We start from the raw sequence: 23,368 nt of genomic DNA on the forward strand, positions 1-23,368 counted from the left end.
CCGCAAGTGCGGGGCAGAGCCAGATCAGATACGGGGGGGGCGCATGGGACCGTCGAGTCGGAACGCGTAGACGTCCGCGTGCTTGGTACTGTGCAGCGAGATCCGGCCATCGGCGAAGAGATCATCGTGACCGGCAGTTGGCAGGCTTGCCGTTGAATGGTGGCAATGCCCATGGCCACAGGCATCGGCGCCAGACGAATCCTTGCCCTTGCCGGGGTCCTGGTCCGATTCGCCTGAGACGCCGTGCATGTCACCTACGGTGGCTGGAGCCTCCTGCGCGCATGCCAATGCCTCAGCCACGGGCACGACCACGAACACCGCCAGAAGCAGCAGCATCAGGTACATACGGATGGCGGGCAGAGAGCGACGCATGGGGGAAGGCTAGCAACCTCGTCTGGACGGATACAATTACATAGAAATACTACAGTTACGACACCGGACGCGCTGTCGGGTCCTGTTCAGGTTAGGGTGCCTAGAGGGTCAACCCAGCAGAACCAGGGCCCAAATGAGCGCCACGTTGCAAAGAGCCACGAACACAGCGCCCGAACCCATGTCTTTGGCGCGACCGGCCAGCTCATGGATCTCTGGGCCGTAGCGTTCGATAACCGCTTCGATGGCGGAGTTCAGCAGCTCCAAGGCCAGCACAGCCAGCACGCTCCCCATTAGAAGTGCTCGCTCTACCGCTGAGTGGCCCAGCAGAATCGCTGCCGGTAGTGCCACCACGGCCGCGACAACCTCGAGTCGAAACGAGGATTCATGCAGCCAAGCTGATCGTAGTCCTTGGAGGGACCAGCGGAGCGCCTTGAAGACGCGGGCAATGCTCCGCGGACGATGACCGTACATATCTGCCACTGCGTTGCTTCCTTAATTTAGGACCCCAAGAGCCGCTGCTGGGCGCTTCCAGCAGCGTGCTCGTTGTCGCCCGTTATGGGGTGGACCCGGAGTTGATGGAACAACCGGAGAAAAGATTCAGGCTTTCGTCCAACGACTTCGTCCGGACCTGCATGAGGCCGAGTACAGAATGGAAGAGGTTGTCGTGGCTGGCCGGCCGCTTTGATCGGTCCCGGACACATTGAAGGTCCAGGTTGTTGCTGCTCTTCATGCCCTCGGACATCCACATGACCATGGGCACTTTGATCTGAGTGTCGGGAGCAATGGCATAGGGGAGACCGTGGAGATAGACGTTCGCCTCGCCCAGTGACTCACCGTGGTCGGATACGTAGATCAATCCAGTGTCATGGCTTTGATCCTGCTCAAGCATGCGGATGGCCTTTCCTAAGAAGTCATCTGTTGCAAGAACTGCGTTGTCATACGCATTGACGATCTGCTGGCGTGTGCACTTGCCCAGATCTGCATTGCGGCAGTCAGGCGTGAACCTCCTCAGAACCTCGGGATATCGCTTGTAGTAGCTCGGCCCGTGGTTCCCCAGCTGATGCAGAACGACCACAACATCACCCGGATTGTCATCGATCGCGTCATGCAATCCCCGCAACATGATCTCATCGCGGCACGCTTGGTCATCGCACAACCCATCCTTGATAGGCACGCGGAAGGACTCAAACGCCAGGTCCGCGCAAACCCCCTTACAACCTGTCTGGTTGTCCCGCCATAACGTCTTGATGCCAGCTCGCTCAAGCACATGAAGCAGCGACTCTGAGCCCCTGATCTTGTCTCGATCGTAGTCTCGCCTTCCATACACCGAGAACATACAAGGCACGGAAACTTCAGTATTTGACCCGCAGGCAGTCACGTCCGAGAAGTTGACAACGTCCGATGCCGCCAGCTGTGGCGTTGTCTGCCGGCTATATCCATTCAGTCCCCAGTTCTGCGCGCGAACCGTCTCGCCTACGACTATGACCAGAAAGTGTGGCTTCGCACCTGGTGGATGGGGCTTCATTCTGGCGTCCGGACCGACCACCTGAATCGGACCCCGTTCGGCTCGCGTCTGTTCTCGGACAACCTTGGCAATGGAAGCAAGATAGTTTCCGGGTGTTGCCAAGTACCTGACTGGCTTGTGGTTACGCATGAGCGAGGACAGGTTGTCGAACGAGGCGAAGGCCGCGCCAGTTATGACCACGACAGAAACGCCGAGCAGAAGGACTCTAGCAAGTACGGCGCTCGCCAGACTGGAGGGACGCCGGATCCGAACCGTACATGCCACGACGGCTGGAAACACGCCTTTCATCAACACCGCAAGGAAGAATCCCCAGGTCAGCAGCTCGCCAGCCTCTGCGCTGTCAGTCTTCAGCACGTTTCGCACCATGCTTGCATCGAAGTAGACGCTGTAATTGTCTGAGTTGTAGGCGGCAGCAGCGGACAGGACAAGAAGCAAGGAAACGACGGGCTTTACCGTCCATCGAGTGCACAACAACCCAAGAAAGAGTACGTTCAAGGAGGTAAGAATCGCTGCCGTTGACAAGAGAAGCAGCGCACGGGCCGCTCCATCAACACCACTCTTGGCGATGACCTCTGCAAAGAAGGCGTTGTTGAGGAACAACGTGAAGTACAACGCCACAACGATGATCAGAGTACTGATCCCCAGCTGAGGTCCCCTGACATGCCTCCCAAGCCGACCGAGTGGATCTGAGACAGCTCGGCCTTGCCGATCACTCCGGCTGAAGCATTTTTTCAAGTAGTCCATTTGTTTTTCCGTTTGATGGACCCGCAGACGCGCTCATGGCGAGTACGCCGGCGCTGTGCAAACCGAAGTCGCTGTGCTCGCGGGTCTACTTAAGGGGCGCTCAGAGGGGCAGTACAGGTGCAAAGGACCTGACGCCCTCGACACTCGGAAGCGGCGGCGAGGTCTAGCGAATTGAGGTTTCGCATGTCGATAGAGCTCCAGCCGGAATGAGCCACCAGGTTCTTCGATTGGCTACTCCAAACTGCAAGGATGGATCCGGCCTTCGATCACCGCAGTTCTCTAGCACCGACCCCTCAATGAGCAGCCAACGCACGTCCTGGCGCTCCTGCTGCCAACTCAATGCCGTGGCAAGCTGCTGCCTAGCAGGCCGATTGAAGCCGAACTCCGCCGTGGCTGATTGCGACATGAGCAATTGCTGCTCGCGCCAACCGACCAGTCCCAGTTGCGCCGAAGGTCCGATGCGTGTGCTCACCTGTTCCATGAGCCCCCGGGATGAGCTTGCCTCGTTCAGGACGCTGGGACCCGCAAACCCGTAGACGACCCAAAAACCACTCATCCCCGTGAGCAGCCCCTTCCAGGCGCTGCCTGAAAGTGAGAGAGCCGCACCAACCAGCAAGGGCAACGAGGCGAGGAGGACCAGGATGGCGATCGAGTGCGAGTCCTCACTAGAGCCACGCTCAGTGAGAAGCTTCACTTCGAACCGAGGGTTGGAAGCGAGCATCCATATCCCCAAGGTCGCCGTTGCCGTACCCAGGAGCGAGACAAACGCGGTCGCCAATCTTCGTACTCCGACTCTTCCGACAATGTCTGGAAGAGACGCAGCGAGCGCCAAGCACAGCATCGGCAGGCCGGGGAGGATGTACATGTCTCGCTTTCCTGCAGGAACTGAAAAGAACAGTACGATCAGGGCGAGGCTGCCGACCGGAAGCCATAGACGTTCGTCAAAGCGACAAAGCCCTTTGTAGAGGCTTGGCCCCGCCCAGGGAAGAAGGGCGATCGTTGGCAACCACGACGTAGCTATAACTACGAGGAAGTACCACGGTGCCTGGAAGTGATGCCATGAGTTTCCGTAACGCTGGATCGTCTGGCGGAACAGGATGTTACGCGCGTACTCAAGGTTCTCTTGGGTGGGGTGGATCCATACAGCGATCAGCATCGGAATGAGCCAGATGCCAATCGCGACCAACAAGGCCAGGGGTCCCAGCCACGCGCGTCGATCACCTATCCAAGAAGCACTCATCTTCCTGGAAAACGTCAGCGCTAGGGCTGGAACCAGCATGAAGAGTGCAATCACTCCCACGCCCTTGGTGATCACTCCCAACCCGGCCGCAAACCACGCCACGGTCCACATCCGCCAATCCGGACCGCGAACAATGTGCCGAATGAGGCCGTAGTGGGCCAAGGTGACCCATGCAAGCAGCAGGGGATCGATCTGCGCGCGCTTCATCTGCAGAGTGAACTGCACGGCGAGGAGTAGCGCCCAACCTGCGTAGATCCCGGCCTGCTTGGACCACAAGCGCCGTCCTAGGTCGTAGGTCATCCACACACATGCGATACCTGACAGCACCGAGGGAAGCAGGAAGGCAATCCTGAGATTTCCGGTCAGCTGCAGCAGGGCAGCCTGGATCCACATGAAGAGCGGAGGCTTGTCTGCGTACAGCTCTCCACCGCGGCGTGGGAACAGCCAGTTTCCGCTGTCCACCATTTGGGAGGCAACCAAGGCGAATCTCGGCTCATCGGCAGGCCAAGGGTCGCGCAGGCCCAGGCCCGCACCGAGGACCACCGTAGCGGTTGCCATCAGCAGTGCCGCTTGACCGCGCGGAGTTCGGAGGTAGGTAGATATTGAGAGGGGCATTCAAGCCGCCTTCTTAGAGGCGGCACGGTGCCGTTCGGCGACTGCGCGAGCAGGCACGCGTCGGCCGGACGCACAAAGCGCCCAGAAACAAGATGTGATCATGGAAAGATCCGCTAAGGGTGATCGCAGAAGGACGAACAGGCGCCTAGCGCCTGGGTCGCGATCAAGCCCTGGGAGGTCTAATCAGCCTGTCGGGGGTGTGGGGCGCCACGGGCCGCTCGTAGAACACGTGCCCACCCTCATCCAGTGGCGCCTCGCCCGGCGCAAATCCGTTAGACGCCACGAATGCACTGCTGTGATGGCAATGACCATGACCACAGGCTGGGTGTGCCTTGTCGGAGTGCCTCTCGCCTGGCCCTGCTACTTCCTGATGGGACTGCTCTTCAGAGAAACAGACCGAAGCATCGACGACAGGCACTATTACCAGCACTGCAAGTAGCAGTGCCAAGGCGTAGCGCTTGGCGTGGATGGCAAGGGAAGTCACGTGCTGCTTCGACCCATACGGACGTGGCCGGGAAGATACCTTGCATCATAGTTCTCAGCAAGCTGAGGCTTGTTCATGTTCTGCCCGGGCCCGGGCGGGTGGAGCGGGAGCGGGAGCGGCCGAGCACCTTGCCACCAACTGGATCCAAGGCCAGGTCTGCACCTTTCCCGCCGGTGCCTCTCAGCACGCTTGCACGCAGATCATCTTCGGCCAGATCCACAACAACCTCAGCACCAGACCACTTCGCTCGTTCAACCTCGGCGGCCGAGGAAACGACGGCACTCGGCATGGCTCCCAGCGCTCTGCTCATCTGGATCAGTGCGTGTCCCACGGACCCGGACGCTCAAGAGATCAGCACTGTCTGCCCGTCCTTCACCTGTCCAATGCGGGTCAAAGCCTGGTAGGCGGTGACGTAGTTGATGGGAAAGGCGGCCCCCTGATCCAGGGTGATGGAATCAGGAAGGCGGATGATGCGCTTGTCCTGCACCAATGCCCACTGCTGCTGCAGGCCATCCTCAGTAATGCCGAGTGCGGCACCGCCGTAGATGGCCACGCGTGTTCCTGGCTCAAAAGCGCCGCTGTGTTCAACAATACCGGCACCGTCATTAGTCAGCACCAATGGTGCGCGTGCGTGCTCGACAATACCCGCGAGGACCTGGCTTGAAAGTGGGTTAACGGTAGCAGCGTGCATGCGAACCAACGTGTAGCCCTCACGTGGCGACGGTACTGGCCGTTGTTCAATGTGCATGGTGGGCGCAGGGCCGAATGAACTGGCTACGACTGATTTCATAAGTACTCCTGTTGGCGAATGCCGTGTAGACGGCGCCGCTGTGAGAGAGGGCTGGGCAGTGGAGACAGGGGCACCGAAGTGCTAGATATCAGCTATCGATCTATGCAGGCATTTGCCGCATCACGGCGATGGCTTCGAGAACGGCATCCGCTCCCTGATAGAGGACTTCAGAGCTCACCGGCTGCAGCTGGCCAGCAGTCTGGAGATACAGCTTTAGAACGCCCCGGACCTGTTCACTCTCCATCATGCGCTGAGTTTCATCGATGCGTTCGCAAGCCAAAAGGGCCAGCGCATCGTCAGCGTTGAGCTGCTCGGCAAACACCACTGGGTCAGAAGCGTATCCATGCCGCTCAAGGAAGCCGGACGTGATGGCCGCAGCGACCCTCGCGCTGCTGGTCTCCCGGCCGTCGATGTACCGCTGCCGCTGGAAGTGGTGGAGCAGCGGTAGCTCCAGGCGTCTGTCGAGGCCGCGCGCCAAGGTCAGTGCACGGGTCATCGGACCCGAATCGAAGCTGCCATGCGGACCGAGCAACACCTGCTGACGGTACGCCTCGCTGAATACCTGCCCGGTCAGTGCTTCAATCCTCTGATCGTTAGCCCACGCGTACTCTGCCCATTCCCGATTCTGCGGGCGAGCACCACGGCCTGTGAATAGACCGCTTGGCAATAACATCAGTTCGATAGAGGAGTCGTTAGTCAGCGCGTCGAGCGCCGGAGCGGCGGCGTAGCACAACCCGCACCACGGGTCGAATAGATAAAGCAGCGTTTTTTGCAGCATGAGAGAAAGGGGAGGGGAGGGATCAAGCCCTACCATATTGGATCTAAATCGGAACATATACCCCGCATTAACGACAGACTGTCAACCAGAACGAACATGTTTGCGTGTTTTACGACGTCCAAGGTACTCCCAGTCTCGCCCCCCCTTTGTTTTTGCTTCAGGCCGGCGAAGCGCCTAGACAGGACCGACCCGATGTAATTGGAAGAAGTCAGGGCATGGTGCACCGTGCAGGCATCGCACACCGGTATACGGCGGCCTGATTCTTCGCACGCAGGCAAAATAATCGCGCCATGAGAATCGTCTACGCCACCTCGCGGGATCTGATTGGCTCGCGGGAGCGGACCGGTGCTGTATATGCAGCCGCCGCGCTGGCCGTTCATGGGTGCAGCTGGTGATTGCGCCGGCGCGAATTAACTTGGGCTCGCTGCGGGTTGACCGCAGAAGGCCCAAATCTGGGCGTCATCTTCGGTGGCGGCGCTATCGCCAGAGAGCGGTTGATGGGCACCCGTGCCACCGCAGCCTTGAGGTGCAAACGTGGATCGTTGGGTGGCCAAGTTATGGGCACCGCGTAAGCAGAGGTCTGATGGCGGCGGCCGTTAACATAAGCTGCGTTATGCGAAGTAACGCATTGATCTTAAAAGCGTTTCCCTGCCGTGGCCGATCCTACTCCAGCAAAGAGACGTCATCAAGGCATCCGCGATGAAAGGTCTTCGCAGCCAGGCCTGAAGAAGCAGGGTTATCCTCGAACCCTCAGCTGCTTTCTCCATATGCATGGGGGAAACGTCGCGATTCCGGGTTAGCTGGCAGTTGAGTTCCCGCGAGCCTACCAGCGTGCGTCATCGCTCCAGGAGGAAAAATCTTGCTTCGCCGCCTCCAGCACGAGCGCTGGATGTAGGGCAAGAGCCTCTGCTGGACTGCCTCCGCACAATCGAGCATGCGGAGCGATCAGCCATTCGATTTCCTCCCAACCTGACGTCGGGCCGCCGGCTGAAACGCCATATGGGCCACGCAGTAGCGACAGTACCTCCGAGAGCACTGGCAAAGGCATCCCAGTAGAGTCCAGCTGCCATGGAGGAAAGAGAAACAGCTTCAGTTCCCCAATCCACACGCCCAGAACGCTCCCAGATTGCAGGCACTGCGTCAGGGTGCGGCCCTGGACGGCACTCGGGCTCAGTATCGCTTCGAACGCCGCCATATCGAGCCAATCCCGCGCGGCGTTCGATCTGGCCTGAGCGAAGGCAGATGTTTCCGAAGGTATATACCCGCGCATAGAATGCCTGCCTGGTAAATGAACAGCTCCCACAAGGATGCCACACGCTCTACTAAGGCAACCTGTGGGGGAAACGTCGCTTGAACGTCAGGCATCCAGCGGTTTGCCGCAACAAGGGCATTTCCCTCCTGCCAGTTCTCGATCGTATGCTGCGTTTTGGCGGTTGGCCAGCCAGACTGCTGCCACGGTAATGGAAACAACAAGCGCCACCAAGACGCCTGCGACGATGCTCATCTGTTGCAAGGTAGACAGGGAATTCATTGCATTGCCCACTAGGAAGACCAAGACGATGTCGCACTACAATTTTAGCCCCCAAATCGGAAGAACTTGCAGGAAATTTATCCGGAAAGGCACCCGATCTAACGTAGGCTGAGGGCTCTATGGCTGAACTCTGCGGGCGATATGGCTGCATCTGAAAGCTGGCCCACAGCAAGGCAGCTACTTGGAGGTCCTGCGACCAACGAGCTCCAGAAGAATTCGGGGCAAGTAATGCGTAGTTCCGCCAAATTAGCGGCGGCTTGTCCGAAGACTCGCGGAAAGATGGGCGGGTTTCCGGAGCAGAATGGGGCAGTTTCAGCTGTGAAAGGGGCAACTTGTCCGCGTCAGACAGCTGGATGGCTGCACTCTGCGGGCGAGATGGCTGCATTTGAACCCGGCGCACCCAGTCGATCCAAGGGCGGAACTTTGTTCAACCAGACAACTAGCACCCAGAAATTTCTACGACGGCTTGCGGCGGCCCAAGAATGTCTGCCTTGCGAACCAGAATCTCTGCCTCAACGGGGCAGAATTGTCTGCTGACGAACAAGCCGATCCAAAGCTTGATCCAGTGCCAGCCAGAGCCGACGAAAGCCACCCAGCGCCGCACGCGCTTGATTGCGCATAATGTATATTATGTTCAGAGATTGGCTGGGCAAGACTGCCTCGATGCCTGCAAGGATCACCCGGTCTGGTGAGTGGCGCTGTTGAGCGCTGCGAATTTGGGGCAGCTTGCGCGGCAACTTGTAGCAATTGATGCGCTGAGCTACGTGCAGTCCCAATGACTCGCTGTGATCTTGGTGCATCACCAATGGTGCGTCGCGAATCTGTTGCATCTCCAATGATGTTGCCAAGGCGTTGCAGCCACGCGCTTTCGAGAGCATCTAATTTGGGAGACGGCTATGACCGTCGGCTTCATTTCTGAGCTAGCTCAGCGGCTTGGACCCTCCAATTTTGAAGAGTCCAAGCGAACAATTCACTTGCTGGCTCCGGTGTCGCGGTCCCCGAGCCCCAACCACGTCAGAACCCCTTGGACTTCGGCGGTGTCAGTCAAGGCGCTGACTGATCCATTCCCATGTCGCCTTGCTGAGGTAGCCTTGGTACTCGCCACGGACAAGCTGGGATACAAAAATCCCGTCATTCTTATCGAGCTTCTGTTGAAGATCGGCAGATAGATCGTGAGCGCTCATATCCCCGGACACCCAGCGGACCGACTCCAGATCAGGATCTGCTACGTTCTGGTAGCGCTCCAGGTGCTTGAGGAACGCAGTCCTCTTTGCGTCGTAGTTGGCTTCTCGGTTCAAATTCCAGGTGACAACATAGACGGCCATTTCGATCCTTCGAGACTGACACCGAACGTGTCTCCGTGATCTTAGTAAGTGCGACATATACGGTTCCGATAAGATATATTTATCGGAACTCAGGCTATTTTTAATCCCTACTTTCAACCACTTATGAGCGACCTTCTTCCAGCTCTGACCACCGCGGCTCCTGCCAATCCGACTGTGGCGCAGCTCTCGCAGTCCTCGGCGGACGCGGTGCGCGAAGTCTTCGCCGAAGCGGCCTCGGCCAACACCACGCGCAGTTACGCCACCGCCTTGCGCTACTGGGCGGCCTGGTACCAAGGCCGCTACGGAGCGGTCATCGCCATGCCGGTCGACGCGTCTTGCGTGATCCAGTTCATCATCGATCATCTGGCCCGGCGCTCAGGCGATGCCCTGACCTGGGAGCTGCCGCCGACACTGGATGCGCTTTTGGTGGAAGGCAAATTCAAGCAGCGCCAAGGACCGCTCAAGCTGTCGACCATCGTCCACCGCGTTGCGGTGCTCTCCAGCGCCCATCAATTGCTCAAGCTGGCCAATCCCTGCGAAAGCAGCGAGGTTCGGCAGCTGCTGGCCAAGGGCCGTCGCGCCGCACATAAGCGCGGCGAGCGGCCGAGCAAGAAGACGGCGATCACTGCGACCGAATTGATGGCGATGATTGCGACCTGTGAGGACGATCTTGTTGGGAAACGTGATCGTGCCCTGCTCTACTTCGCCTTCGCCAGTGGTGGGCGCCGTCGGAGCGAGACGGCCCATGCCGTCTTGAGCAAGCTTGCGCCGATCGACGGCGGCTACCTCTACCACCTGGACGTCGGCAAAACGCTTCAGGAGGGCGTCAAAGCAGGCGGCTCGCCGGACAAGCCCTTGTTAGGTCCACCGGCCGAAGCGCTTCGCACCTGGATCGAAGCGGCTGGACTGCAGGAGGGTGCCCTCTTCCGCCAATTGACACGCGGGAAAGTTGGGGCCGGCTTGTCACCCAAGTCGGTGGCCACCATCATCCAGAATCGCGCCCGCGCTGCCGGATTGGTGGGGAGCTTTGGCGGTCACAGCCTACGATCGGGTTTCGTAACGGAAGGTGCTAGGCAAGGAATTGCCCTGCCAGCCATTATGGCAATGACCGATCACCGATCGGTGGTCAGTGTCATCGGCTACTATCAGGCCGGTGCGGCCGAAACGAATCCGGCGGCTCGAATGCTGGAAGCTGCCGCAAGGTCAAGTGCCGAGCGCCCCATAGGGCGGTATGGAGACACGACGAGCGCTGAGTCCTAGGCAATCGTGCGGTCAAACTAGTAGAAGTATCCTTTGATCGTCGCGGCTTCGCTGCGATCTATCACTGTCGGTCTCTGATGATCTCCCGTCGCAGTCGGCCCTCACGTCACGGAGATCGGGTGATCTGTGCCCGATGCTTGAGTCGGCCGTCTCCAGTAAATCGCGCGCGGCTACACCAAAGATCCTGCGATGCTTGGCGGTGCGAAAGGCAATGGCCACTCGACCCTGCCGTCCGATTTGCCGCTCTCGCATGGCAAGAAGAATCCCGTTTATGCGGTCATGGTCGAAGGTCCGGACGGCACCAGATTGCAAGCAGAAGCGGAGCTTCGTCTCGACCACTTTCGACCTGGCGGCTACAAACTGATTGCCTATCTCCCTAGACTCGATAAAGCTGATGTGCCCGTGATTAGCAAAGTCTGGAAGGTGTAAGTCGAGCCTCCGTTTCGGGCCGACAGCTGCCATGCTTCACCCCCGATAATTCCCCCTGCCCCCCCCTTTGTTCCGTTGATGTCCGCCTGCGGCCACATGCGTCCGATCAGCTCCTACGGACAAATGTCAGCCATGGGCTGAACAGCCGTTCTCGCGTCCGTGCGAGTGACCGATGTGATCGACGACGGATATACTTCGATTCACAATGCCGCTCGATGCGGCGACGGCATACCCGCTGGTGCTCGACGCCCCCGGGTTATGCTGGAGCGGCTCCCTTTTCTCAGGTTCGCACCCACTACCCAATCCATATTTATGGCCTCGAAAGCGCCCAAAAATTCGCAGCCATCCGCTGCTACAGCTCCCGCAACGGCACCGGCGGAGGGCGAACGCCGAGCGCTTCGTGGATACGTCGGCCAGTACGAGCGCGCGGGCGCTGCCATCTATGCCGCGCTTGAGCGCGACGAGCTGCTTTGGATTGGCGTCGCTGACCGCAACGCGGGCATTGCGGACGACCTGGTACTAGGATTCGATGGATTGGTGGTCGGTCACCAGTTCAAGACGTCCAAGTTCCCAGGCACTTTCACTGTTGAGACGCTGTTTACTGGTGCCAATGGTCTCTTGAAGCCCCTAGTTCAAGCTTGGCAGTGCCTGTCCAAGGACAACCCAGGAAGTCGCGTCGAGATTCACTTGGTCGTCAACGACTTTCCATCGGTTACCGACAAGCCAGGCGACGGCAGGCTACGGCACAGCGCTGCATTTCTCGAGGAGTTCCAACAGCATCCAAATCGGTCGCTGTCGGATTGGTCCGCGCGAGGATGGAGCCGACTGATCGACCACCTGCGCCGCGAAGCCGGCTTAAATGATGACGACTTCGAACAGTTCATGCATGCCCTGCGCGTGGTGTGCGGAGCTGCAGCGAACTTCATCCAGTCGCACAAGCTGAATGCGGAGCAGGCGAGACAGGCATGCGAGATTGCCAGCGTGCTGCCCAAGCTAGTCGCCGATGAACGCGACAAGGACAGGTGGACGCGTGACGAGCTGCTTCATGAGCTTGGATGGCGCGATCCCGCCAAGACTTTGCTCATCCATCGGTTCCCGGTCGGCGCCTATGTCCAGCGCAATCGGGACACTGAGGTCAAGCTACTAGCAGCGCTTCATGCCTCCAATCACGGCTACGTCTCACTCATAGGACCACCTGGCTCCGGAAAATCCACTCTCCTGCAGGTTGCGCTGGCCACTGAAGCAAGTGTCCGGCTCGTTCGTTACTTAGCGTACGTGCCGGGCGCGGCTCAAGGCGTGGGTCGTGGGGAGGCCGACAACTTCCTGACCGACGTAGGTACGCAGCTGCGGAACAGCGGTTTAGTTGGGCTTCGTCTTCGCGATGACTCGCTATCTGAGCGCCGCGAACAGTTCGGCGTCCTGCTACGGCAGGCTGGTGAGCGCTTCACTCGCGAAGGGATCCGTACAATCATCGTTGTCGACGGGCTAGACCATGTGCCACGCGAAGAACGGCCGACCAATTCGTTTCTGGGAGAGCTGCCTCTTCCCGCGGCAATCCCAAATGGGGTCGTGTTCGTGCTCGGCACGCAACGGTTGGATCTCGCTAATCTGAAGCCCGCCGTAAGAGCGCAAGCGGAGAAGAGCGAGCGACAGGTTCTCATGGGGCCTCTCGGTCGCGAGGAACTCACCTGGATGGCGGATGCGCTAGGCTTGCCTGCCGAGATTCCAAGATTGGATCTCAGCAATCTCACGCATGGCCACCCGCTGGCAACGCGCTACTTGATTCAGGCACTGCTGCACGCTGACGAAGCTGGTCGCAAGCACCTTCTTAGCGGCGGGATGCCGTTCGACGGCGATATTGAGACTGTATATTCAGCTGCTTGGCGCGAGATCGCAAACGATGTCGATGCCATGGATGTGCTGGGCTTCATCGCTCGGGCTGAGGCACCCATGGACCTGCGACTGCTGGCCACGATGGTCAAGGAGTCCTCGATTGAACGCGCCCTGGTCATTGCGCAGCACCTGCTCCGCAGTTCATCCCGGGGATGGAGCGTCTTCCACAACAGCTTTAGGCTGTTCGTCATCGCTCAACCGCGAACCCGCCTCGGGAGCGTCGACGCTGAATACTCGCAGCGCGTATACCGCAACCTTGCCCAGTTGGCGAAGAGCGCGCCACCTGAATCGGCACAGTACTGGCTTGAGCTGCGCTACCGCGCGCGTGCCGGCGACGGTGCCGATGTACTGGCATTGGCGATGCCCGCTCGCTTCAGGCAGCAGCTGGCTGACGGGCGTTCTATCGCCGAGATTCACGCCGACATCCGCCTCGCCCTGCTGGCAGTGCGTGAAACGCACGACGCGACCGCCTTTACACGACTGCTGCTGTGTCGTGACGAAGTGGATCGGCGCAAATCAGCCCTTGAGTACGCCAACCAACTCCCGCTGGCTATGCTGGCGGTGGGGAACATTGAAGCAGCTGTCTCCCTCGTGCAGGACTTCCCCAGCCAGGGCTACGAGGTCGTCGACGCCCTACTAGCGCGAGGCGACTTCGACCGCGCGAAGGAGCTGTTTGAAAGCCTCGAACCACTATCGCAGCTCCATACGCCCAAGTTCAGAAACTACGGGCACCAGCACAACATCAAGGAATTCGAAAGATGGGCAATGCGCGCCGTCCACTTCCGAGACACCGAGCAGATCCAGATAGCGATTGATCATCTCGCCGCAGAGGGTCTAAGGGAGCCGGAAACGGTGGATCCGCAATCTGCCGTAGCGCTGCGGCTGCATCTTAGGAGGGAAGCCGCAAAGGCGATGCTAGGTCAGAAGGTTGGCTCCGATCCTCAAGAACTATGTAGCAAGCTCGGAGTAGCCAACGAAGATAAGCCGTCGGTGATGGTTCACGCAGGGCTTGCGGCCAGTCGACGTGGCGACGTTGGGCAAGCGCTTGCGCTGTTTGATAGTGCCGTCGCTCTTCCCCGGTTCGGGGAGGTACCAAACGGCTACCGTCAACGGATGGCGCTGATCGCATTCGAAGCTGGCCGTCGTGACCTAGCCGAGGCCCTGTTCGACAAGCTGGTCGCACCGATGATCTCCATGTGCGACGACAAGACGGACCTGGCTGGGCTGGGCAATCTGGTCGGCGCAGTGATGCATCACGCGAGGCTTTGCACGCTGCTCAAGAGGCCACTGCCAAGCGTGACACCGTCGAAGCACACCTTCCTTCATCCACTCCAACAGCACGCTTCGACGATAGGTGTGCTTCTAGCTCGCGCTGCCGGCGTCAACGGGTCCTTATCGGCAGGCGGCATCCAAGGCATAGCCCGCACGTCCCTTGGGTATGTCCTACGTCTCGCATCAGAAGGCGGCAGCGAGTCATACCGTATCCAGCAGTCTTTGAAAGCGATCCCCACGCTCGTGCAAGCGCTGCTGAGGCTCGGCGCCGAGCGCGGTGAGACTGAGTATCGCGCGGTACTTCGGGAGGTTGACTCAGCCATCGCTTCATCGGCGTCGAAGGGAACTGCTTACCTGCGACGCAGATTGGCTGTCGATGCATATCGCGTTGACGGTGATCGTGCGGCGGCGGCGGATCGGCTTAATGCCCTCGTGGCGGAGCTTAAAGAAAGTACACCAAGCGAGCAGATCGACGGGCTAGCGAATCTAGCCATCGGGTTGGCTGCGGTCGGGGAGTTAGAGCGGGCGAATCAGTTGCTGGCGACGGTTCCTGAGCAATGCCTTGGCTATGCCTTGGCTCCCAAGAAAGACCCGCAGTACGCGATCTGGCGAAACACTCTAGCTCTCGCGAACGCGGCTGACCCGGAAAACCGTGTCAAGCGGGTCTCAGACCTGATGCGTCAGGTCGGTGGCATGACCAAAACGGAAGGGTCGTCGGCCGCGCGTCGCCTTACCATGGCACTGATTAAGGAAGCGATGCAGGTTGGACCTCGCTTCGGCTTCGAGGTGTCAAAGACACTGGCGGATTGGCATCTAATCGGCTGGCCGAATCGTGTCGACCTGCTCATGACGGGGATGGTCAGGCGAAACCCTGAACTCGTCTTGGCATGCGCGACCGTCTGGTGCGGTCTCTGCCTGCCATTCTATATGGAACCGCACTACCGGGATCCGTCCCATGTTGGTGACTTCATCGACGCCTCCGCGGACGCAGCCGGCCCTGACCAGATTGAACCGCTCGCTCTGATGCTGCTTGGGGCGGTCGAGGTAGCCAGCAGAGCGCACGAGAGAATCACGCTGCTCCAGCGCATTCACAAGGCTTCCGGAAAGCATGGATTCTCGTCGCCTGAGCTCGAAGCCGCCATCGCCCGGTGGACGCCAGAAGCGCCGGAGCCTCGACACTCGTATACGTCTAACAAGTACGCCTCGGAAGCTACTCTCGCGGATCTTGAACTCGCGTTTGAAGCAGATAGCGACGAGCTGAACCACAACGCCCCGGACCGTTTCGAAGAGCTGGCAGACACAGCTCCGATTCATCTGGCGCGAAGGGTCTTTGAGCGCTGGCAGGTATTGCAGGACAACGCACGCTGCCGTTTCCTGATGGTGAAGCGGTTTGCTGCAGCCGATGAGGTCGATTACGCCAAGAAGCTTATGCAAGGCTACGAGACAAGCAACGACCCCTGGAGTTCCTGGAGCCAAGGGATGGGTGGCGGCAAGTTCTTCTACTTTAAGGCGAAGAAGCTTCTGCACGGATCATCCACATGCCCTGCGGCCTTCGAGAACATAGTCGATTCAGTGACAACGGGCCAGGAGAATACCCAGGCACTGCTCACAGAGCTGGATTCGATACTGCCGGTCATCAGCTTGACGCCAGATTGGCCGGCTATCTGGTCGCTGATTGAGGAGCAGATGACCTGCACTCGCGAGTTCCAGTTGGGGCGACCCTTCCAGTCGAGCGAGCTACCACTCAGCGACACGGACCTTTTGGAGGAGTTGCTGCACTTTGCCTATCGACTTCCCATTGCAGAGGTTCAGCGGCACGCGCGCAATTGCGCCCTGAGCTTGGCAAGGCAAGTCGGACAGGGTCAATCTTTGTTCACATCCCTTATCCGGCGACTTATGGACGGTGACTTGGACGCCCCCTTGCAGGCACTCGGAACGCTGCTCGCTGCCGACAGCGCGAACCTCGAGCCCGTATTGGGCCGCGCCGTAGCTGCAATGGTCAGTCACCGTGACATTGCAGTAGCCGAGTCAGCCACGCTCTTGTCGCATCGGTGGGGGCTGGCTGTCTCTTTTGACGCGACGCCACTGCCGCTCTTCTATCTCCTCGAATTCAGTGACCTGCCAGAGAGCGACCAGGCATTCACGGACGAGAGAACTGGTGCAATGCGCGTCGAATCGCCGCTTGGCTGGACTCGTATGTTGCGCTCGACGGCACGTCACATTGCAAAGGCGGCAGACATCGAGGAGATGACAGTTCGCCGTCGCGCGGCGATGTTCATCCAGGATTGGGGTGGACTTGAGGCCTTCGGGCCCTCTGGTGTCAAAGAGCTTGAGGCTCAGCTTCGTGTCCTTGATATGCAGATCACTTACATGAAGCCACACGCCTACATCGCCATTGCTGCCCTTCGCCACGTCGCAGGGGAGCTGCGCCTGGCCGGCAAGTTGGAGAGCCGGGACAGTCCGATGCTGTTGGAGAGATTGGGCTACCCGCTTCCGCCTCGGCCATTGATGCTCCCGCGAGTTCGTCCCGAGTGGATTCGAAGGCCGCTGATTGACCGAAGTGCCGGTTGGTCCGAGCGAGAGCAGAAGTGGATTGACGAGGTTGACGGCGATGTTGCCCCTTTCCTGGCGCACTGCGACGGCCAAGTCGTGGCCGAGGTGTCTCGCTTCCATATCCACAAGGCACGACTGTCAGAGCACCGCTTCTACCGCTTTAGAGCACCTTGGGCAGAGACTGATAGTGAAGAGTTCGACGATTGTTACGCCAAGCTGCCCATCGCTGTTTGGCTAGGCCAGTACGTCCCACTCGACAATGATCTGGCACCAACGCTGGTAAGGCGAGTTGTCTGCTCCGTGGACATGGGCTTTGACACAGCGGCCAATCCGTTTGCATTATGCCCAAACTGGGTTGAGGGGCTTCGCTGGCGCGCTCATGACGAGACACCGAGCGTATTCTTCGATGCGAGCGGAACGGTGGTCGCAGAGCTTCACTGGTGGCGTGACGCTGGCCCGGTTGGAATCGATGCGGATTCTCTGTGGGGCGAGGGTTGCTACCTCGTTGTGACGCCGGCTGGCCTGGAACAACTCACCGCCGCTTATGGGAAAGAGTCCTTAGCCGTTAATGTGTTCGCAAGCAGGCATATAGAGCAGCCGAGTAATTGCGGGCAAACTCTCCTAAGAACGGCGAAGGGCGGATACTCGGTCTAAGGCCATCCATACTCCGCTTCGATCCTAGACGCTAAACTACAGGCTGTTATCGCTGACGCAGCCCTTCTGGCGTAAGAACTGGAACGACCGCTATGCGTCGGAAGCAGCCATTGCCCTACCACGATAGACACCCCGAATCCATGTTTGGCCTTGAGCCTGCTTCGGTCCATCGCTGTTGGAGCCAAGGCTGAACCTAAAGCCCATCCTTCCTGGGCGCATCGGATAAATCGGGAGAGACTTCAATATCTTCTAGCCGGTCACTCCCAGGATTCGCGCGGAGCCTGGAAAAGAGGCAGAGTCGAATCTTGGCGCTAGTCGAAGTGACACCATTGGTCCAGATCTCTCCTAGATCTTTGAGCGCAGCCTGCACCCACGCTGCCCCGCTGCCCGTTGAGGTAGCCGGCCTGCATACGCCCACGGCCCAGCAGATCCGACTGGGCCATGTTAGGCGTCACAACCTGGAGCGGCTCACCTGGCGATGCCAGCTGGCCCCATATCGGCTGGACCACGCAAAGCGCCGTCTGTCACCACAGGGATACGCCGAAGAACAGCGTTCATCCGGCGGTTCTTCGGCGACCTGCTACCAAGGACTTACTGGGTCCCAAGCTGCTTGAGTGACAGTCCCGCCTGAGTTGCCGCCCTGTTGCTGTTCGGCCACAGCTGATTGTGCCCGCGTAGAACCAATCAGTGTGCACAGGGTCCTTTCATCTATGTACATCGAATTCACAATGAGCCAACAGGACCGAGTATCTATGCGGGGCGCAACACCAAGATGACTAGCCGGCTCCATCTCACCCATACGCATCATTCAAAGCGCTGTTCCCGTCGACTGTGATCTTCCGCCTCCCTCTGTCGCTCTCTTCGCACTGTGAGCTCGATCCGTTCAAGCCTCTCCGCCACAAGATTCCTAACTTCGGCCAATGGATGCTCCAGCAGCTCAGCAAAAGCTTTGGCCCGAATTTCTATGATGTCAGCCAACGAGCTAGACCAACTCATGGGCTGGATTCCGGCAAACATCACATCGACGATGCATTGCTTGTCCACTGCGGCTTCCAGCAAGCCTTTGATGGACGCACTGAGGACAACGCGTTTGGGATGTTCTAGTGGTATATCGGTTGCCTCTACAGTTGAGTAGGCGCAGGTCGCTGCGGCAACACCCACGATCCGATCTTGATCACCTCGACACCAGGTAATCAACCGATCCACCGGCATACTATTGAGTGACGGCGAAGCACCTCCGAAACGACACTTGAAAACGCGATCAATCAAACGACGCTCCCTATCGTCGCCCGTGAAGATCTCTCCAAGGACAATCTCCGGGAAGTTGCGGAATAGCGTTGTCATGAGGACTTCGAAATCAGAGCTGCGAATTCTAAGATCATCCAACCCTTCGCAAAGCAACCTCACGATCTCCTCGACTTCCTGTTCTGGAGCAGACTCAGATAGGCACTGCTGGGCGATCCGCTTGGTCCCTCGGATGCGATTCAATTCAGTCTGTCCGCGCTTCCCCCCGAGTAGAGCGCGAATGGCGTCGCGCCCTGTCGAAAGGAGATCTTCACTCGGCACGTAGTTTCCGCCCCTCCCCGCGAAGAATCGCATTTCTAGCACACTAAGCGTGGTGTAGAAGCCATCATGGCGCTGGTTCAATATGGTGAACAGTTCCGCGAGCTCGCTGTCGGTAAGGGACTCGTGCATGCGGCCATAGGCAAGCTGTCCAAACCGCCACGCTTCGAACTCTTCCCCTCGAGCCAACTCAATCAGCATATTGAACCCCCATGGGCCAATCTTGATGGCGCTGAGCAGGTAGATGAAGAAGGTCCGCAACAAGGGATGATCTAGCACCCGCTCCAACATCACCATGGCCAAGCGGGGGTCGATATCGTTTGCAGCGCTGATATAGCCTTGAAGCACCTGTGGATTGAGCTTCGCAGGCGCCTGCAGTTGCACCAGGCTCAAAAGACGCTCATAAGTGGCAATTAGGTCGACGCTGCCTTGCGCCAGCCCAATGCCGAAAGGATGCAGTGCATCGAACTCGCCCGACCAAAGCCCTGGACCCAATCGCTCTAAGCAACCTAGCTCTGCTGCGGCCATCTCACCAAGAGAGATGACCTTCTCTTTGATCATCTCGTCACTGAAGGCTACTTGCCCCCCCCTACTCTCGATGTGATCCCAAGTATTGGACAGCACATAGGCCTCGATCTCAGAATAGAGGTCGGATGGTGCCGCAACGCGCGAAAGTGACTCCAGCCGAGCCAGTAGATCAGGATGAGCTGAGTCGCCATCGAAGCCAAGCGTCTTCTTTACCGAGACCCACATCTGCGGCCATTCCCCTTTCGAAGCATGACTTCTGACTATCTCCTCGAGATCATCAAAACAGCCCGCAAACGTCCATAGTTCCCGGAAATGACCTGCCAGAAGTGAGCGCGCCCAGTCGCGAAGAGTCAAGTCATCACATGTCAGCACCGGTCGCAGCAAGTTCAAGAAGCCGATATACCACTCGAGCTCTTCGGCACGCGTTCGCGGCTGCCAGCCAGCATCACGTCTACGTGCACCGAAGTCGAACGCAGAGAAAGACGTCCAGTGCGTCGCTTCGAACGCAGCATGGAACAGCTCGGCTGCGATCTCGCGATGCCTCTCGGTGCCCGACTCGAGTAGCTTGCTGACAAACGCACACCGCCGTTCTGGTCGCGCCAGCGTACCTGACAGGTGCAACGAGAACAGATGCCGCATCTGTCCAACTATGCTGTCCCTGTTCTCACCTGACTTCTCGCCCTCGGAGAACTTCAGCATGACCGTCGCAGCACGATCAAACTTATCGTCGTCGTAAGCTAGCTGGTGCAGCAGGCGCACGAACAACCTGAAGTTTCGGTTCTCGCGCGAGGCAAAGCCTGGCTTGGTTGCGGCGTTCTCGATCAGCTGCAGCACGGTCTCCGGGAATACCGGCGCTATGTATAGCAATGCAGACAGCGTGCCTTCGTTACACGATCCAATATCATGCAGCGGTCCGCCGGGGCTCACCCAACTATTTGCCATCCGAACCGCAGGCTCGAAATCGTGCAGGTATCCCAGTCGATGCGCACATGAGACGAAAAGTCGGAGGTTCTCTGGCTTTAGCAGCTCGGCATTGATTGCATCGACAGGGATGTTCTCCAGCGCACGCTTCGCCAAACGATTGGCAAGTGCATGAGGAAGAACTGCTCTCCACTCACCACGACTCTGCGCGAGCTGACGACGCATCAACTCAGCCTGAGCCCGATGCAGACCACGACGATCGAGGCCAACGATGGCACTTAGGACGCCAAGCTCATCATTGAACTCGGACGAGGAGACATTGAAGGAATAGACGAGCGATAGCGCTTCAGCGCATTCCAGAAGTTCATTGGACGCTCCTTTTCGTTGACTGAACAACCTATGGAAAAGGTCCTCGTCGGAGAAGTTTGTCAACGTCTCATCTGCATCTACCCGGCTGGCCAGCGCGATCGCGATGCGCGAATTGCCGCCGGAAAATTCGGCGATTTTGCCCGCGTTCAACTTCCCGATGTCTGGGTGCCGCCGCTGGATCAGCATCGAGACCGTCTCCTCGCTGCACGGCTCGAGGTGGATCACTTCGGTTTCCTCAGGACGATCGTCCGAGATGTCGTACTCGATTGTCAGAAGGCTGAGCATCGCGCTACTTGCGGAGACCTGCTTCTGCAACTGCCGATGCACGTCTGGCGGGCAGTTGTCCAGCACCAATTGAACCGCATGATCGTTAGCAACGATGTATGAAACTAGCTCGGATGCCGTCGGTGTCAAGTTCTCACCCAGGTCGGCGTAGATTGCGCTAGCTGGTGACAAGGCCTCCTCACCAACGTTCGCCTCAAACAGGGCCTGCGCGAATCGCGTCTTCCCCACTCCGGAGAGGCCGGTGATGCGCACCGCACTACCGCGGCGGCGCAACCGTTCTCGAGCTAGATGTATACCCTCAGAAACAGGCATAGGAGTCTTTGCGCTCGAGTTCGCGTCAATCACGCAGGGGTGGTCATCAACAAGGAATGCGTCGTTCTGGGCTGGGGGAGTAGCTGCCCACCTCCCGAAAGGCCTCCAGCCGGACAAGGGGCGGCCGAGGCGCGCACGAACCCACAGCGCAACGCTTGGATGCCGCCGTAGCCAAGTCGCCAATCGATCTCGACCATAAAAGTCAACGCGCAGAGACGCTTTTCCAGGAAGGGTCTCCGCGACCGCCTCCATCGCCCGCACTCGACTCGCCAACATGCTGTCTGAACAATCGTCCTTGCCACTAACGATAATGTAGGCACCATTTCGATCGGCAAGATCTGCAAGTACGAGCTTTGGGGTGCCACCCTCCAACATCTCGTCCCTGCATGCCGCCGCACCCATAGCATGCTTCTTGACCTGGAAACCGCAGATCCCACGAGGAACAAAGCCGTCGTTGGACGGCAAGTCCATAGCCTCAATACGGACATCCAAACCGCCATCAGGTGCCTCCTGCGCACCTCCCCACATAACGCTCTTCGGCCGACGCCCCTGCTGGATTACCTCCGCTTCGCAAAGACGGGCAACCAATTCACGCAGATCGCCAGCACTGAGCGCTGTGATATCTACAGCATCAAGTTCAAAAAATCTCATGATTCCCTTCCCGCAATGATCGGGGCACGCGCATCAAGGCATTAAAGACGGCGCAAAGCAATTTGTCGCCTAGGTCAGACTGCCCAGAATTCTAGGAGCCTGGAAACTGTGGAAGGAGAACCTCCTGCTCCAGCGTCCCCGGATGCGTTTCCACATGAATGGCCAAGTCATTCCACCCGATGGATCGACAAGTTCGAGATATTGCGCTAGACACCGATTCAGCCGTTGGCTTGAGAGCGTAACCGAGACCAATGAGCTCCCTGGGATCCATCAACCACGGCTTCAGGGTGAACCCCGCCTCGGCGGCAGATCCTGCGATGACGGCGCCAATTCTCATCCCCCCCTCATCCAAGTCGCCGAAATGAAACGCCTGAGTTGTCTGGCAAGGAAGTGATTTCAAGATCAGCATGTAGACCTGTCTCCAGGATGGGGACGGCCTACCACCGGTATAGAGCAGCACGAGGCCGACTTGATCAGATGCAGCTTCAGCAAACTCATGGAATGTCTGTCGATTCTCTATGGTGAGAACACGCCAACTCAACACGGCTGGATTCGGCACGAATCCAGTGATGTGGGCAGGAGCGAAGCCGAGATATGGATGAACCACTCCCACCACCGTAGTCGACGTAACAACCGTAAGCGGACCTGAGATCAGTACGGGCAATGGTTCCTTGTGCAGGCCTATGGCCGAGAAGACCTCGCTACTATCAAGTCCAGATGGTGCAATAGAGTTGAACCAAAGCAAATCGATCCATTTCACGATGCCCTCCACTCGCTTGCTGTCACCAAACATCATGGCCGAAACCCGGCGCAACAGTTCGTCCCTGACGACACCTCGCCTTGCTGAAATGAGTCTGATTGCATCCAGTATTTGCGCTACAGAAGCATCGGTAGCCTCTTGCCCGCGAACCTTATGGCCCAGCGACCAGCGCTCAATGACCTCGGTCAGTACGGGGAAAAGGCCGGTGTGAGTGTCCAGCATGGAACGGGCCTCTGATACGGAATCACGACGAAGTCGTGCGCCCAAGAAGTTCGCCAGCTTTGCGAGGTTCAGTACGGCAACGCCCGCAACATCTAGAGGCGGCTGCACCATCACCTTGGCCTTGATTTCGATGGCTCCAGAGCGCTCAGCCAGTTCAAGTTCGGAACGAAACGCTCTTGCATCCTCGATGCTGCGCAGGCTGAAGAACTCTGGGCATGATGACTCCGTCAGCCTGAGAGCTATTCGCTCATCCTTGCCACGACTCACTGCATTCTGGGAGCGATTGAAAATT

At 58.6% G+C, this 23,368-nt stretch carries 15 protein-coding genes; 3 read left to right on the plus strand and 12 right to left on the minus strand.

Annotation, left to right across the window (positions count from 1 at the left end):
• Positions 1-24 precede the first annotated feature (24 nt).
• From H4O11_RS04460 to H4O11_RS04505, 10 genes are all read right to left on the minus strand, one after another.
• Complete coding sequence (locus H4O11_RS04460; RefSeq protein ID WP_046272799.1) at positions 25-372, minus strand: hypothetical protein; 348 nt, start codon at positions 370-372, stop codon at positions 25-27.
• A 108-nt stretch (positions 373-480) separates the two neighbouring features.
• Complete coding sequence (locus H4O11_RS04465) at positions 481-852, minus strand: diacylglycerol kinase (RefSeq protein ID WP_101098476.1); 372 nt, start codon at positions 850-852, stop codon at positions 481-483.
• 73 nt (positions 853-925) lie between these two features.
• Positions 926-2,641, minus strand: a complete 1,716-nt coding sequence (locus H4O11_RS04470; RefSeq protein ID WP_182338195.1) for a phosphoethanolamine transferase — start codon at positions 2,639-2,641, stop codon at positions 926-928.
• Between the two features lie 163 nt (positions 2,642-2,804).
• Positions 2,805-4,439 carry an ArnT family glycosyltransferase gene (locus H4O11_RS04475; protein WP_167390411.1) on the minus strand — a complete coding sequence of 545 codons (1,635 nt, stop codon included), beginning with the start codon at positions 4,437-4,439 and terminating at the stop codon, positions 2,805-2,807.
• A 614-nt stretch (positions 4,440-5,053) separates the two neighbouring features.
• Positions 5,054-5,311: a zinc-binding dehydrogenase gene (locus tag H4O11_RS19530; RefSeq protein WP_425505993.1), complete on the minus strand. Its 258-nt coding sequence runs from the start codon at positions 5,309-5,311 to the stop codon at positions 5,054-5,056.
• A 12-nt stretch (positions 5,312-5,323) separates the two neighbouring features.
• Complete coding sequence (locus H4O11_RS04485) at positions 5,324-5,770, minus strand: quinone oxidoreductase family protein (RefSeq protein ID WP_182338197.1); 447 nt, start codon at positions 5,768-5,770, stop codon at positions 5,324-5,326.
• A 100-nt stretch (positions 5,771-5,870) separates the two neighbouring features.
• Positions 5,871-6,548: a DsbA family protein gene (locus tag H4O11_RS04490; RefSeq protein ID WP_182338198.1), complete on the minus strand. Its 678-nt coding sequence runs from the start codon at positions 6,546-6,548 to the stop codon at positions 5,871-5,873.
• Positions 6,549-7,905: 1,357 nt separating this feature from the next.
• Complete coding sequence (locus H4O11_RS04495; protein WP_167390418.1) at positions 7,906-8,079, minus strand: hypothetical protein; 174 nt, start codon at positions 8,077-8,079, stop codon at positions 7,906-7,908.
• A 512-nt stretch (positions 8,080-8,591) separates the two neighbouring features.
• Positions 8,592-8,909 carry a hypothetical protein gene (locus H4O11_RS04500; RefSeq protein WP_182338199.1) on the minus strand — a complete coding sequence of 106 codons (318 nt, stop codon included), beginning with the start codon at positions 8,907-8,909 and terminating at the stop codon, positions 8,592-8,594.
• 210 nt (positions 8,910-9,119) lie between these two features.
• A complete protein-coding gene (locus H4O11_RS04505) occupies positions 9,120-9,404 on the minus strand; it encodes a hypothetical protein (protein WP_017354460.1) in 285 nt (94 codons plus the stop codon).
• 123 nt (positions 9,405-9,527) lie between these two features.
• Here H4O11_RS04505 and H4O11_RS04510 point away from each other — a divergent pair, with 123 nt between their 5' ends.
• The 3 genes from H4O11_RS04510 (at position 9,528) to H4O11_RS04520 (ending at position 17,465) form a co-directional block, all read left to right on the plus strand.
• Entirely contained in the window at positions 9,528-10,664 is a 1,137-nt protein-coding gene (locus H4O11_RS04510; protein WP_017354461.1) for a site-specific integrase, read from the plus strand.
• 189 nt (positions 10,665-10,853) lie between these two features.
• Positions 10,854-11,093, plus strand: a complete 240-nt coding sequence (locus H4O11_RS04515; protein ID WP_146027648.1) for a hypothetical protein — start codon at positions 10,854-10,856, stop codon at positions 11,091-11,093.
• A 312-nt stretch (positions 11,094-11,405) separates the two neighbouring features.
• A complete protein-coding gene (locus H4O11_RS04520; RefSeq protein ID WP_026070503.1) occupies positions 11,406-17,465 on the plus strand; it encodes a DEAD/DEAH box helicase family protein in 6,060 nt (2,019 codons plus the stop codon).
• An 804-nt stretch (positions 17,466-18,269) separates the two neighbouring features.
• Here H4O11_RS04520 and H4O11_RS04525 read toward each other — a convergent pair.
• Complete coding sequence (locus tag H4O11_RS04525) at positions 18,270-22,094, minus strand: hypothetical protein (protein ID WP_051008550.1); 3,825 nt, start codon at positions 22,092-22,094, stop codon at positions 18,270-18,272.
• Between the two features lie 91 nt (positions 22,095-22,185).
• On the minus strand, positions 22,186-23,343 hold the full coding sequence (locus H4O11_RS19485) for a Wadjet anti-phage system protein JetD domain-containing protein (RefSeq protein WP_182338200.1): 1,158 nt from the start codon (positions 23,341-23,343) through the stop codon (positions 22,186-22,188).
• Positions 23,344-23,368: the final 25 nt, after the last annotated feature.

Origin of the sequence: Stenotrophomonas tumulicola, from assembly GCF_014117215.1 — a bacterium.
Taxonomy (GTDB): domain Bacteria; phylum Pseudomonadota; class Gammaproteobacteria; order Xanthomonadales; family Xanthomonadaceae; genus Stenotrophomonas; species Stenotrophomonas tumulicola.